Origin of the sequence: Bradyrhizobium sp. HKCCYLRH3099 (assembly GCF_051167855.1) — a bacterium.
Classification (GTDB): Bacteria; Pseudomonadota; Alphaproteobacteria; order Rhizobiales; family Xanthobacteraceae; genus Bradyrhizobium.
Map to the genome: position 1 here is coordinate 47,911 of NZ_JBNPTW010000005.1, position 14,556 is coordinate 62,466.

The 14,556-nt window shown below is 65.7% G+C and carries 11 protein-coding genes; all 11 read left to right on the forward strand.

The window, feature by feature from the left end; translation table 11 throughout:
- The first annotated feature begins 81 nt into the window (after positions 1-81).
- The 11 genes from ACQR1Y_RS12855 to ACQR1Y_RS12905 all read left to right on the forward strand — a co-directional run bounded on the left by ACQR1Y_RS12855 (position 82) and on the right by ACQR1Y_RS12905 (position 14,556).
- Positions 82-1,068: a GNAT family N-acetyltransferase gene (locus ACQR1Y_RS12855; protein ID WP_434876691.1), complete on the forward strand. Its 987-nt coding sequence runs from the start codon at positions 82-84 to the stop codon at positions 1,066-1,068.
- A gap of 27 nt (positions 1,069-1,095) precedes the next feature.
- Positions 1,096-2,427, forward strand: a complete 1,332-nt coding sequence (locus ACQR1Y_RS12860; protein ID WP_434876692.1) for a lysine N(6)-hydroxylase/L-ornithine N(5)-oxygenase family protein — start codon at positions 1,096-1,098, stop codon at positions 2,425-2,427.
- Positions 2,428-2,605: 178 nt separating this feature from the next.
- Positions 2,606-2,944: a hypothetical protein gene (locus ACQR1Y_RS12865; RefSeq protein WP_434857751.1), complete on the forward strand. Its 339-nt coding sequence runs from the start codon at positions 2,606-2,608 to the stop codon at positions 2,942-2,944.
- Between the two features lie 309 nt (positions 2,945-3,253).
- Positions 3,254-4,504 (forward strand): ABC transporter substrate-binding protein, encoded by a 1,251-nt coding sequence (locus tag ACQR1Y_RS12870; protein ID WP_434857750.1) that lies wholly within the window; start codon positions 3,254-3,256, stop codon positions 4,502-4,504.
- Positions 4,505-4,629: 125 nt separating this feature from the next.
- Positions 4,630-5,454, forward strand: coding sequence for an AraC family transcriptional regulator (locus ACQR1Y_RS12875; RefSeq protein ID WP_434857749.1), 825 nt, complete (start codon positions 4,630-4,632; stop codon positions 5,452-5,454).
- 199 nt (positions 5,455-5,653) lie between these two features.
- Positions 5,654-6,664 carry a branched-chain amino acid ABC transporter permease gene (locus ACQR1Y_RS12880; RefSeq protein ID WP_434876693.1) on the forward strand — a complete coding sequence of 337 codons (1,011 nt, stop codon included), beginning with the start codon at positions 5,654-5,656 and terminating at the stop codon, positions 6,662-6,664.
- Between the two features lies 1 nt (position 6,665).
- A complete protein-coding gene (locus tag ACQR1Y_RS12885; RefSeq protein ID WP_434876694.1) occupies positions 6,666-7,748 on the forward strand; it encodes a branched-chain amino acid ABC transporter permease in 1,083 nt (360 codons plus the stop codon).
- Positions 7,741-8,523 (forward strand): ABC transporter ATP-binding protein, encoded by a 783-nt coding sequence (locus ACQR1Y_RS12890; protein WP_434876695.1) that lies wholly within the window; start codon positions 7,741-7,743, stop codon positions 8,521-8,523. Before ACQR1Y_RS12885 ends, ACQR1Y_RS12890 begins: the two co-directional genes overlap by 8 nt.
- Entirely contained in the window at positions 8,516-10,735 is a 2,220-nt protein-coding gene (locus tag ACQR1Y_RS12895; RefSeq protein ID WP_434876696.1) for an ABC transporter permease, read from the forward strand. The genes ACQR1Y_RS12890 and ACQR1Y_RS12895 overlap by 8 nt, the downstream gene beginning before the upstream one ends.
- A 5-nt stretch (positions 10,736-10,740) precedes the next feature.
- Positions 10,741-11,586: a phosphoenolpyruvate hydrolase family protein gene (locus ACQR1Y_RS12900; protein WP_434857744.1), complete on the forward strand. Its 846-nt coding sequence runs from the start codon at positions 10,741-10,743 to the stop codon at positions 11,584-11,586.
- Positions 11,587-11,661: 75 nt separating this feature from the next.
- Entirely contained in the window at positions 11,662-14,556 is a 2,895-nt protein-coding gene (locus ACQR1Y_RS12905) for a flotillin domain-containing protein (RefSeq protein WP_434876697.1), read from the forward strand.

Below are 14,556 nucleotides of genomic sequence, written 5' to 3' on the forward strand. Positions count from 1 at the left end.
AGCTCGATCAAGGGGAGGGTGCTGATGAATGCAAGGGCGAGCCTCGCGGGAACAGCTCAGACGTTTCCGGCAACGGCCGGCATGACGGTCGTACGCGACGACGACGGACTGCGGGTGATGGCGGACGGGGCGGCACTGCTGTCGCTTCGGCCCCATGGCGAAAGCATGCAACTCGTTGTCCGCGACGGCCTCGATCACGGCCGGCTGTCGAGCGCGGTGGCTGCGATGGCCGAGGCGGCGTTCGCCTGGAGTCCATCGCTCGACTGTCTCGCGGTCGCGCTGGATGACTCGGCGGCGGCCGATGCCGTTCTTCGGGACGGGCTTGCGGTTGCACGACATGGCAGGCTGGAACTGCTGCCGGACATGGTGATGCAGCGACGTGCGGGATGGCTGACGGATGCATCGCGGCCGGCATTTCCGTTGTCATATGTGATGACGGACGGCAAACGTCATCCGCTGCGGCCGCCGAAGCCGCAAGGGTGCGTCTATTCTCGCTTCATCCCCTGGCTGTCCGAGAGCGTCAATTTCCGGGTCGTGGATATCGAGCGGGATCTGCCCTGGGTACACAAATGGCTCAACGATCCGCGTGTGGACGCGTTCTGGAGCGAAGCGGGCGATCTGGACAAGCATCGTCACTATCTCGCGCGTCTCTTGGCTGATGCGCACATGCTGCCGCTGATCGGCTGCTTTGGCGACCGGCCCTTCGGCTATTTCGAGCTCTATTGGGCCAAGGAAAACCGGATCGCTCCGTTCTACGATGCGGGCGACTACGACCGCGGCTGGCACGTGATCGTCGGCGAGGACGCCTTCCGCGGGCGCCGCTTCATCACTGCCTGGCTTCCCTCGCTGATGCACTACATGTTCCTCGACGATGCCCGGACCGAGCGCATCGTCGGCGAGCCTGCGGCCGCGCACGTCCAGCAGTTGCGCAACCTCGACCGGGCCGGATTCGCCCGGATCAAGAACTTCGATTTCCCGCACAAGCGAGCAACCCTGGTCATGTTGCTTCGTGAACGCTTCTTCGGCGACAGGCTCTGGCAGCCGGCGGCCGACGAAGTGCAATGCTGAAGACCCAACGCGGACGGAGCATCACCCATGTCATATCATCCCGCCCCAGACTATGATGTCGTCGGCGTCGGCTTCGGGCCGTCGAACATCGCGCTTGCGATCGCGCTCGACGATTGCTCGCGGCGCCATCACCTGAAGTGCCGCTCGCTGTTCATCGAAAGGCAGCCGGCGTTCAAGTGGCACGGCGGAATGCTGCTGCCCGGCAGCACCATGCAGATCTCTTTTTTGAAGGACCTCGTCTCGCTGCGTGATCCGACCAGCCCGTTCACCTTCATCAACTATCTGCACAAGTCGGGACGGCTGCTGGACTTCACCAATTGCAAGACGTTCTACCCGAGCCGTGTCGAGTTCAACGACTACCTGCGCTGGGCGGCCGGCCAGTTCGACCGCTCAGTCGCCTATGGCGAGACCGTCATCGCCGTCGAGCCGGTGCATGCCGGGCAATCAGTGGTCGCGCTCCGCGTCGTATCGCGGACACCGGACGGGCAGGAGCGGTCGCGAAGCGCCGGCAACCTTGTGGTGGCGGTTGGCGGGCATGCTCATATCCCGCCGATCTTTCGGCCTTGTGCGGGTGATCCGCGGGTGGTGCACACCAGCGCATATCTCGACTCCGCTCTTGCCAACGAAATCGGCGGGCAGGCGCCGCGGGTCGCGATCATCGGCGGCGGCCAGAGTGCGGCCGAAGTGACGCTGGACCTGTGCGACCGCAGACCGGATGTCCGGATCGACCTCGTGTTTCGTGGACATGCGCTCAAGCCGTCCGACAGCAGCCCGTTCGTCAATGAAATCTTCAACCCGGAGTTCACGGACTATTTCTACGCGCAGCCCGATGGTCGTCGCAGCGCCATCGTCCGAAATTTTCGCAACACCAATTACGCCGTCGTCGATCCCGAACTTCTCGACCAGCTCTATCGGACCACCTACCAGCAGCGCGTCAACGGCGAGCGCCGGCTTGCCCTTCATCCGTGCAGCGAGATCGTTGCCGTCGAGCCGCGCGCAGAAGGGATCGAGCTCGAGCTGCTGAACAAGGATGAGGATGTCCGACGCCGGGAGACCTACGATGCCGTTGTCTTGGCGACCGGATACGAGCGTCCGCTCCTCCCCGAGTTTCTCGCGCCGATCCGTCGCTTCATCGAGCCCGGATCCCTCGACCGCGATTATCGCGTTCGGACGAGCCCCGCGTTCCTGCCGCAAGTGCATCTGCAGGGGTGCTCCGAGATGTCTCATGGTCTGAGCGATACCCTGCTGTCGGTTCTTCCGATGCGTGCGCAGGAGATCACCAGCGCGCTGGTATCGGCCGCAGGAGGAGATCTGGCAACGCGGCTCGAGCCGGATTTGGCCGAGGACGTCTATTCCTAGGAGCGTCGCGACCTCGGATCTGGCGACCGCTGTGCGACGCGGAGCCGAGGTCGGCAAGCATTTCGACGAGCGGACCTGACTGGGCGCGCTCGTCAGATCGTCTGTTGTCGCCGTGATGGCACGGTTTGAGGGACGACGTCCTTCAAGCGGCGGGCACGGCGGATTTTGGGAATGAGAAATGGCTGAGCCGCATTTGCCTGAGCGGGTGGTAACCGTGTTGGTAACGAGTGACTATGCGCGGCTCGTGGGCCGAACGATGTCCGAGCGTCTCGACTACATCGTCGATATCGCCTCGCTGCATACGCGGGACGAATTGCTGCGGCGTCTGGATCTCGGCCGCGTGCTCGCTCGACAGGTTGAAAAGTGGCTCGGCTTTCATGGTCGGCGTCTGCGGCGTCCGAATGAGACGATCGACAGTGCGATGTGCAGCCTCGAATTTCGCAAGCGGCGGATACGGCGGTCGCGCGTCGTGGCACGACGCCGCGCTCCCAGCTCGAAGACGCCGACGGGCGAATAGCCCGGCGCTTCGCGAGGCGCCCCAGGTATGCCAAACGCTTCAGAAGGCGCGGCCGCGTCTGTCGCCTGCGATGCCGGTGGCCGCAGTGCAATCGTTCTCGCATCGCATCATACAAAATGAGACTCGACGTCAAGGTGCGGACGGGATGACGTGCGCCCGTCGGCACCTCATCCGCTAGCCTTTCCCGCCGATGGGGGCTCACGGCTCAACAAGACGACGGATGCCCGTGACGCCCGCCGCCACCGGGCCAGCAACGACTGGCCGGCACATTCGTGTGCTCCAGCAAGGGGCGACAAGGGAGGGAGTTCGATGCACATGCGACGCGTGGGGTTCGCCGTGGTCACGGCGCTTTTGCTGTCAGGCACGGCGTACGCGCAGGAGAAGATCAAGGTCGGCGTGACGGCGACCCTTGAAGGCACTTATACGGTGCTCGGCGAGGACGGTATGCGCGGGCATGTCACCGCGCTCAACGTGCTCGGCAAGAAGGTCGGCGACAAGGAACTGGAATTCATCGTCGCCTCGACCGACGCCACGCCGGATTCGGCTGTTCGCGCCGTCCGCAAGCTGATCGAGCAGGACAAGGTGCAGATCCTGTTGTCGCCGCTGTCGGGCGACGAAGGGATCGCCGTCAAGAACTTCGCCAAGACCCGCCCCGAGCTGACCTTCGTCAACGCCGCGTCCGGTGCGCAGGAGACGACCTATGTCGATCCGGCGCCGAATTTCTTCCGGTTCAACATGGACGGCGCCCAGTGGCAGGTCGGCCTCGGCAAGTACGCCTATGAGACCAAGGGCTACCGCAAGATTGCGACGGTCGGAGAGGATTATTCCTTCATCTACACCCAGGTGTTCGGTCTGGCGCTCGAATTCTGCGGCCTCGGCGGCAAGATTTCCAGCCGGCAATGGGTACCGCTCGGCACCAAGGACTTCGCCTCGGTCATCGCGGCGTTGCCCGACGATGTCGATGCGATCTACCTCGGCCTCGGCGGCGCTGACGCCGTGAACTTCCTCAACCAGTATCAGCAGGCGGGCGGCAAGGCGCACCTGATGGGCGGCTCGATCATGATCGACCAGACCATCCTGTCGTCCAAGGGCAATGCCAAGAACGCGCTGATCGGAACCATCGCCGCGTCCGGCCAGGCGGACACCTGGGAAGACCCGCGCTGGCAGAAGTTCGTGAAGGCCTATCAGGACTCGTTCCCGCCGGAGAAGCGCTTCCCCAGCCCGTCGCTGCTCGCCACCAACTATTATGGCTCGACCATGGCGCTGATCCTGGCGCTGCGCGAGGTCAATGGCGATCTGTCGGACAACCAGTCAAAGCTGAAGGCGGCGCTGGCGAAGATCGAGATCGATGCGCCCAACGGCAAGATCAAGCTCGACTCCAACCGTCAGGCGATCGGCACCAACTTCGTGACCGAGGTCGTCGATGACGGCAAGGGTGCGCTGTTCAGCAAGGTCGTGAAGGTGATTCCGGACGTCAACCAGACGCTCGGCTACGATGCCGCCACCTTCGCCAAGATCGGGCTGCCGAGCCGGACGGTACCTGAATGTAAGAAGTACTGACCAATTGTGCTCTGCAACTCAACGCGGCCGGAGACTGCTCCGGCCGCGTCGTCGCGTCGCTTGCTTTCTGTGCAGCAATCATCGACGCTGATGCATAATCAAAAAGCCATTTCGGTGAGGAAGTGATGAGTAGGGCGCTCGCCGTCTTTCATGCTCGCTTCGGCCGCGCGACGGTTTATCAGCTCAATCGGCCATTCAACGTGCATGCCCATCGTGAGGGGCATCTGATCTTTCATGTCGGCGGAACTCCAGCTCATATCGACGTCGGCGATCAGCGTCACATCCTCGGTGAGGAGGGGATCGTTGCAGTCAATCCTTGGGAACCGCACAATTTCCTGCCCAACGACGTCGACAATGGCGCGATTTTCTTCGTGCTATACGTCAACGCGGAATGGTTTGCCCCATCGGCTGCTCGCGAGCAGGGTCTTCGGTTCGGCCGGACCTGGTTTCGTCGGACACCGGCGCTCGATCGCTGCATCCGCCGCACCGCAGCACTGGTTTGCGGCGCTCCGTCCCTCGGCTGCCTGGACGGCGAACTACGACAGCTCATCGACAGCTGCTACGAACAGAGCTGGTGCATCCCGGAGCGGATGCGCGAGCGTCCGTGTGCCGAGGTGACCGATTTTCGTGTTCGCAAATGCATCAAGCTGATGTCGGACAGCCCTTGTGCCGAGATCGAACTCGATGACATCGCCCGCGAGTCCGGCCTGTCCCGTCCGCATTTCTATCGCTTGTTCCGCAGCCAGACAGGCGTGACGCCGAACCTCTATCTGAACACGCTGCTGATGGAGCGGGCTCTGGACGCGGTGGTGGCGACGGAGTCGCCGATCGCGGATATCGGCTTCGATCTCGGCTTCTCGTCGCAAAGCGGCTTCACGCGCTTCTTCGCTGCGAATGTCGGGATGGCGCCGACCGACTATCGCCGCGCTGCAAAAGTGCTGCGCGCCTGACGTGCTGCTACGCACCGCGCGAAAAGAGACTGTCGATCAAATCCATCCACGCATCGCTCGCTACACTTCGCTCAACGTGATCCGAAAACGGATCCGATGAGGGAGGATGCGCGATGGCCGGCAGACCCGGCGATCTCTGGCTGGATGTGCGTTGCGGCCGGAATGACGGAGCCATGCTCCTGATTGCGGGGGAGGATCGATGAGTCGCTTCATCGAGCGCCATCCGATCTGGTCTCTCATTGTCCTGCTGGCTGTGACAGTGGTGGTCTGGCTGATCGTTGCCGTCTGGCCACCGGCTCTGGAAGAGGCGGTCGGGCGCAAGAAGGTGTTCCTCAGCGCCGTCTTCAACGGCATCACGCTCGGCGGGCTCTATTTCCTCGTCGCAAGCGGCTTCACCCTGATCTTCGGCCTGATGCGCAATGTGAACCTCGCGCACGGCTCGCTCTATCTGTTCGGCGGCTATGTCGGCTACGGCATTTCGTCCGCGACCGGCTCGTGGATTCTGGCCTTCATTGCCGCGTTCATTGTCGTCGCGATTGTCGGCGTCCTGCTGCAGTTCTTCGTGTTTCGTCGCATGGAGGGCCAGGACCTGCGGCAGACGATGGTGACGATCGGCCTGTCGATCGTGTTCGCCGATCTCATGCTGTGGGCGTTCGGCGGCGACTTCTATCAGATCCAGACGCCGGCCTGGCTGATCGGACCGGTGCAGCTGCCGCTGATGACGGCGATGAAATCATCCGGCGAGGCGGTGTTCCTGCAATATCCGCTGGTGCGTCTGGTGATCTTCTGCGGCTCGGTCGTGATCGGCATCCTGATGTGGCTGGCGCTCAACCGCACCCGGGTCGGGATGATCGTGCGCGCCGGCGTCGATGACCGCGAGATCCTCGCCGCGACCGGCGTGCAGATCCAGCTCGTCTTTGTGTTGGTGTTTGCCTTCGGCGCCGGTCTTGCGGGTATTGCCGGCGTTGTCGGCGGAACCTTCCAATCGCTGTCGCCCGGCGAGGATACGAGGTTCCTGCTGGCCTCGCTGGTCGTCGTCATCGTCGGCGGCATGGGATCGATCCCGGGAGCTGCGCTCGGCGCGCTCATTATCGGGCTCGCCGAGCAGCTAGGCTCGGTCTACATCCCGACCTATGCGATCGTCGTGACCTTCCTGATCATGGTCCTGGTGCTGGCGTTGCGGCCCCAGGGCCTGCTGGCGAGGCGGTGAGATGTCGCTGATCCAGGAGGCGCGAACGAGGGACGGCGTGTTGGCGCGGGGCACGACCGCGAAGCCGGCCAGTTGGTCCGTCACGGAGCAGCCCTGGGGCTGGGCGCTGGCGGCGCTGCTGCTGATCATGCCGCTCATCGCCAACGGCTTCTTCCTGATCGAGATCTTCGGCACGACCCTGATCCTCGGCACGATCGCGCTGAGCCTGATGTTCCTCGCCGGCTATGGCGGCATGGTCAGCCTGATGCAGCTGACCATCGCGGGCTTTGCCGGCTACATGGTCGCGGTGTTCGGCGTCAGCGGCAACGCCAATATCAGCCTGGGCTGGCCGTGGTGGCTGGCGACGCCGATGGCGCTGGTGCTCGCGGTGGCGTTCGGCACGCTCGGCGGCGCGCTGGCGGTACGCACCGAAGGTATCTACACGATCATGATCACGCTCGCGATCGGCGCGGCGTTCTACTATTTCACCAACCAGAACTGGGCGATCTTCAACGGCCATACCGGCATCAACACGGTCGCGACGCCGCATGTCCTCGGCATCAACTGGCGTAGCGACATTGCGTTCTATTACCTGATCCTCGCAGTCGCCGCCCTGTGTTATTCCGCTGTGGTCTATTTGTCGCGCGCGCCGTTCGGGCTGGCGTTGCAGGGCGTTCGCGACAATCCCAGGCGCATGGCCGCGCTCGGTTTCAACGTCAATGCCCATCGCATCGCGGCCTATGCCTTTGCCGCGCTCATCGCCGGGCTTGGCGGCGTGCTGCAGGTCTGGAACTACCGCCAGATCTCGCCGGGCTCGGTCGCGGTCGAACGCTGCATCGACATTCTGATCGTCGCTGTGGTCGGCGGCGTCACCCGGCCGGTCGGCGCCTATATCGGCGCCTTCATCTTCGTCCTCCTGCGCACCTTTGCGCTGGATTTCCTGGTCAAGGTCGGCCTCGACGGCAACCGCTTCCGGCTGCTGATCGGGCTCGGCTTCCTCGCCATCGTGTTCTTCTCATCCGATGGCGTCATCGGCCTGTATGAGCGCTGGCGCAAGCGCAGGCAGACCACCGAGGCGCGTCCGGGAGGGCACGGCCATGGATAGGGTGGCTGACCGGCTCTCCGCTCTCGGCTCCACGGCTGCGCTGGAGTTGCGTGGCGTCACGCGCATGTTCGGCGCGCTGGCGGCGCTGACGGACATCACCATCACGGTGCGCCCCGGCGAGCGACGCGCGGTGCTGGGCTCGAACGGGGCTGGCAAGACGACGCTGTTCAACTGCGTCACCGGTGACTTCCTGCCGACGTCAGGCACGATCCGGTTCTTCGGCGAGGATGTCACCGCGTTCCCGCCCTACGAGCGCATCCGGCGCGGGCTGCGCCGGACCTATCAGATCTCCGCGCTGTTCCTTGGCCTGACCGTGCGCGACAACGTCTATCTCGCCTGCCGAGGCGTCTCGCGCGCGCGCTTCTCGATGCTGCGGCCGCGCGCCAACGACGCGCTGATGCAGGCGGCCGAACGCCTGATCGAGGCGGTGCATCTGACATCGGTGCGCGATCAGCTGGTGTCGGAGCTCGCCCATGGCCAGCAACGCCAGCTCGAGATCGCGCTGGCGCTGGCGGGCGCGCCGCGCTTCATCCTGTTCGACGAGCCGGCGGCGGGCCTGTCGCCGACGGAGCGGCGCGAGTTGGTCGAGATCCTGACATCGCTGCCGCCGCATATCGGCTACATCATCATCGAACACGACATGGATGTGGCGCTGCGCGTCGTCGAGAGCGTGACGATGATGCACAACGGCCGCATCTTCAAGGAGGGCGCGCCGCACGAGATCGAATCCGATCCGGAGGTGCAGGAGCTGTATCTCGGAGGCGGCCATGAATGATCGCGGCCGCTCCGTGCCCGCGCTCGATGTCCGCGGCCTCGACGTCTATTATGGCCATTCGCATGCGCTGCAGGGCGTCGACCTCCGGCTCGAGTCCGGCGTGTTCTCGCTGGTCGGCCGCAACGGCATGGGCAAGACCACGCTGTGCAAGGCCATCATGGGCCTGCTGCGGCCATCCGGCGGCTCGGTGCGGCTGCGCGGCGAAGATATCACCGGGCTCAATCCGGCGCGGATCGCGCGGCTCGGCGTCGGCTATGTCCCGCAGGGCCGGCGTCTGTGGCGCTCGCTGAGTGTCGACGAGCATCTGCGGCTCGCGGCCGGGCTGCGCCGCGGCACCTGGACGGTGGATCGCGTCTACGAGACGTTTCCGCGGCTCGCCGAGCGCCGCAACAACGGCGGCGGTCAATTGTCCGGCGGCGAGCAGCAGATGCTGGCGATCTCGCGCGCGCTGTTGACCAATCCGCAGCTTCTGATCATGGACGAGCCGACCGAAGGGCTGGCGCCGGTCATCGTCGCCCAGGTCGAGGAGATGCTGATCCGGCTCGGCCAGGACGGCGACATTGCCGTGCTGGTGATCGAGCAGAACATCGGCGTCGCCACCGCGATCTCGCCGCGCGTGGCGATCATGGTCAACGGCCGCATCAATCGCATCATCGACTCCGCGCGGCTCGCCGCCGACCGCGAGCTGCAGCAACGGCTGCTGGGCGTCGGCCAGCATGCGGGCGACGAGACCGATCTCGGCACGGAGCAGGTGAGGGAGGAGCCGGTCGCCCGTGCAGCAACGTCGGCGCCGCCGAAGGCCGCGCCGGTCAGGGTCTACGTCTCCAATCCCGTGCTGCCGACGCGCTGGTCGCAGCCGGTGCCGGTCGCGCAGATCGAGGCCAAGGCGCGGACCGTCTCGACCAGCGTGACCCGTCTCGATGAGGCGGCGCGCGTCGGACGCGAGCGCACAGCACCGGTCTCGTCCGGTCCGCCGGCGGTGATCGTGGCCGGCACGCTCGACACCAAGGGCGAGGAGCTGCGCTTCATCCGCGACATCATTGCCGGCCATGGCCTGCGCACACGGCTTGTCGATGTCTCCACCAGTGGCAAGCATGCGAGTTGCGACGTCTCGGCTCAGGAGATCGCGCTCAATCATCCGCGTGGCGGCTCGGCCGTGTTCGGCTCTGACCGTGGGCAATCCGTGACCGCAATGGCCGACGCCTTTGCTCGCTGGCTGCGGCGGCAGGACAATGTCGCCGGGATCATCTCGGCCGGCGGCTCGGGCGGCACGTCGCTGGTCGCTCCGGGGATGCGCGAGCTGCCGGTCGGCGTACCCAAGCTGATCGTTTCGACCGTCGCCTCGGGAGACGTTGGCGCCTATGTCGGTCCCGCCGATATCGCGATGATGTATTCGGTCACCGACGTCCAAGGCCTGAATTCGATATCCCGCGCGGTGCTCAGCAACGGCGCGCATGCGCTGGCCGGCATGGTCACTGCGCGGCAGCAGCAACCAACCATCGCTGGAGGCGCCAAGCCGCGGCGTCCCGCGCTCGGCATCACCATGTTCGGCGTGACCACGCCGGCGGTGCAGAAGATCACCGCCGAGCTGCGCGACGATTACGAGTGCCTCGTCTTCCATGCCACCGGCGTCGGCGGCCGCTCGATGGAGAAGCTGGTCGACTCCGGGATGCTCGCCGGCGTGGTCGATCTCACCACGACCGAGGTCTGCGACCTGCTGATGGGTGGCGTGTTCCCGGCGACCGAGGACCGCTTCGGCGCCATCATTCGCTCGCGCGTGCCCTTTGTCGGCTCGGTCGGCGCGCTCGACATGGTCAATTTCGGTGCGCCCGAGACCATTCCGGAGCGCTATCGCGGCCGCAAGTTTCATGTCCACAATCCGCAGGTCACCTTGATGCGCACGACACCCGCCGAAAACACGGAGATGGGGCGCTGGATCGGCGAGCGCCTCAATCGCATGGATGGCCCGGTCAGGTTCTTTCTGCCCGAGAAGGGCGTGTCGGCGCTCGATGCGCAGGGCCAGCCGTTCTTCGATCGCGAGGCGGACGAGGCGCTGTTCCGCAGCCTCGAACAGACCGTGCGGCAAACCTCGACACGGCGGATCATCCGCGTGCCGCATCATATCAACGACAACGAGTTCGTAGCCACGATCGTGGCCGCCATCAGGCCGATGCTCGGGCGGCTGCCGGCGCGGCGCAGACAGGCGAGGTGATGGTCATGCCGAGATATGAGCGTGCACCGCTGCTGAAGAAGTTTCGCGACATGGTCCGTCGCGGCGTCCCGATCATCGGCGGCGGCGCCGGCACCGGCCTGTCGGCGAAATGCGAGGAGGCCGGCGGCATCGACCTGATCGTGATCTATAATTCGGGCCGCTATCGCATGGCCGGCCGTGGTTCGCTGGCCGGGCTGATGGCCTATGGCGACGCCAACGCGATCGTGGTCGAGATGGCCGCCGAGGTGCTGCCTGTCGTGAAGAGCACGCCGGTGCTTGCGGGCGTCAACGGCACCGACCCGTTCCGCGACATGGATGTCTTTCTCGACGAACTGAAGGCGCTCGGTTTCTCCGGCGTGCAGAACTTTCCGACCGTTGGCCTAATCGACGGCACCTTCCGTGCCAATCTGGAGGAGACCGGCATTTCCTATGCGCTGGAGATCGACATGATCGGGCGCGCCCACGACAAGGACTTGCTGACAACGCCTTACGTGTTCAACGAGGCGCAGGCGACGGGTATGGCGATTGCGGGTGCCGACATCATCGTCTGCCATCTCGGCCTCACCACCGGCGGCTCGATCGGCGCGCAGACCGCGCCGAAGCTGGAGGACTGTCCCGGCCTGATCGACAGCTGGGCATCGGCTGCGTTGAGCGTGAATCCCGAAATCCTGGTGCTGGCGCATGGCGGTCCGATCGCCGAGCCCGCCGATGCCGACTACATCATGAAGCATACGAAAAACTGCCATGGCTTCTACGGCGCCTCCTCGATGGAGCGGCTGCCGGTGGAGCGGGCGCTGACCGAGCAGGTCCGGCATTTCAAGGCAATCAGCTCGCGGCCGCGCCGCGTCTGAGGTGACAACACGAGATCCGGCAGCGATGGCGCCTGGCGCCGCGCCCGTCGGACAGAAGAATGAGGGAGGAATGCGATGTCCGGGGCTTTGATCGGTGAGCTGATCCTGTGGCTGATCGTTGCGATCATCGTCATCGTGGTCGCCGTCTATATCGTCAACTGGCTCTACCACCGCTCCTCGAAAGAGGTCTCCTTCGTCCGCACCGGCTTCATGGGCGAGCGCGTCGTCATCAATGGCGGCGCCTTCGTGATGCCGTTCATCCACGACTATACGCCGGTCAACATGAACGTGCTGCCGATGGGAATTACGCGCGCAAAGCAGGACGCGGTGATCACCCGCGACCGCATGCGCGTCGACGTCGAGGCCGACTTCTACGTGCGGGTGCAGCCGACCCGCGAGGCGGTCTCGATCGCGGCGGCGACGCTCGGCCGGCGCACCCTCGAACCGGAAAAGCTGCACGCGCTGCTCTCCGGCAAGTTCATCTCCGCGCTGCGCTCGGTCGCGGCGGAGATGACGATGGAGCAGATGCACGAGCAGCGCGGCGACTACGTCTCCCGCGTGAAGGCAGCCGCCTCCGAGGCACTCGCACAGAACGGGCTCGAGCTCGAATCCGTCGCGATCACCGATCTCGACCAGACCGATCTGGAGTTCTTCAACCCGTCGAACCGGTTCGATGCCGAAGGCCTGACGCGGTTGATGGAGGACATCGAGAGCAAGCGCAAGCTGCGCAACGACATCGAGCAGGACTCGATGATCAAGATCCGTACCCGCAACCTCGAAGCCGAGCGCGAGGCGCTGGAGATCGAGCGCGAGAGCGAGACGGCGCGGCTGGAACAGGAGCGCGACATCGAGATGCGCCGCGCCCTGCAGCGGACGGAAGTCGCACGCGAGCGGGCGCTGCGCGAGACCGAGGCCGAGCAGGCGCAGATTTCCGCGCGCGAGGCGATCGAGAAGGCACGCATCGCCAACGAGCTCACCATCGCCGAGGCGCGGATCGCGGCCGAGCGCGACACGCGGCAGCGCGAGATCGAGCGGACCCGCGCGGTCGAGGAGCGCGAGCTGCTCGCGCGCGAGGACATTGAGAAGGCCCGGATTGCCAACCAGCGCGCGATCGATGCCGCCCGCATCGAATCCGAGCGCGAGGTGCGCCAGCGCGACATCGAGCGGACCCGGACGATCGAGGAGGCCGAGATCGCGGCGCGCGAAGCGGTGGAGAAGGCGCGCATCCAGCAGGACCGCGTCGTCTCCGATGCGCGGATCGCCAATGACGAGGAGACGCGGCGCCGCGAGATCGAGCGCACCCGCGCCATCGAGCAGGCCGAGATCGCGGCGCGCGAGGCGACGGAGAAGGCGCGGATCGCGCAGACCATGATCGTCAACCTCGAGCGCATCAGCTCCGACGAGCGCACCCGCGCCACCGAGATCGCGCAGGTCCGCGCCATCCAGGAGGCGGAGATCGAGGCGCAGAAGGCGGTCGAGGCCGCGCGGATCGCGCGCGAGCAGGCGCTGTCGGCGGAACGCATTGCGGCCGAGCACGCCACGCGCAAACTGGAGATCGAGCGCAATCAGGGCATCGAGATCGCCGGCATTGCCGCGCGTGAGGCCACGGAGGCCAGCCGCATCGCGCAGGAGGAGCGGGTGCGCGCCTTGGAGATCGCCCGCGTCAGGACCATCGAGGAGGCCGATATCGCCTCGCGCGAGGCGATCGAGGCGGCGCGGATCGCGCAGGAGCAGGCCGTTGCTGCCAAGCGCATTCTCTCCGAGCAGGAAACGCGCAGCCTGGAGATCTCGCGGACCGAGGCCGTCGAGGCGGCCGATCTCAAGCGGCGCGAGGCGGTGGAGCGGCGCCGCATCGAGGTCGAGCTGGCGCTGGAGGCCGAGCGCATTGCGTCGTCTCGGACCCGCGAGGTGCTCAACATCGACCAGAAGAAGGCGATCGAGCTGGCGGACGAAACCCGCGTCATCGAGCTCGCGGCCAAGCGCGCCGAGCGGATCGATGCCGACCGCCAGGTCAAGGAAGCCGAGATCGTCGCGCGCAAGCAGGTCGAGACCGCCGACGTGTCGCGCGAGCAGGCGCTGGAGGCGGTCCGGCTGGAGCGCCGGCGCGCCATCGAGCAGCTCGAAGTCGCCCGCGTGCAGTCGCTGCAGGAAGCGGAGATCGCCGCCCGCGAGGAGGTCGAGCGCGCGCGCATCGCCTCCGACCGCGGCCTCGACGAGGCGCGCATCGGTCGCGAGCGTGAGCTGCGCAAGCTGGAAGTCAACCGCGAGAAGGACGTCGAGACGGCGCTGATGGAAAAGGCGATCGCGCTGTACCAGAAGTCGCTGGAGGAATCCGCCGCCAAGGTGTCGGCCGAGGAGGCGCGCACGCGCGCGACCGAAGCCGCGGAGAAGGTGATCACCGCACGCGAGAGCGAGATCGCCCGCCGCCGCAAGACGGTCGAGGTGCTGCTCGCCGAGAAGCAGGCGGAGGAGACCCGCATCGCCGCCGAGGCCGAGCGCGTGCGCGCGGCGGTGGAAGCCGAAGCGCAGCGGCTGCTCAACGAGGCCGAGAACGTGCTGACCGACCAGGCGCGCTACTCGCTGTTCCGCCGCAAGCTGCTCGACCGCATCGAGGGTATCGTGCGCGAAAGCGTCAAGCCGATGGAAAAGATCGAGGGCATCCGCATTCTCCAGGTCGACGGCCTGAACGGCAATGGCGGCAACGGCAATGGCGGCCGCAGCGCGACCGACGAGGTGATCGATTCCGCGCTGCGCTATCGCGTGCAGGCGCCGCTGATCGACTCCATCCTCTCCGACATCGGCGTCGAGGGCGGCAGCTTGGCCAAGATGCCGGGCCTGATCCGCGAAGCCAGGGACATGCAGGGCATTCGCAAGGACACCGCCGCGCGCAAGGATACTGGTGGAGGTGGAGGCGGTGATGTCGGTCCATCCGAGCCGCCGGCCGATCGCGGCCCGCGCAAGAAGGGTTGA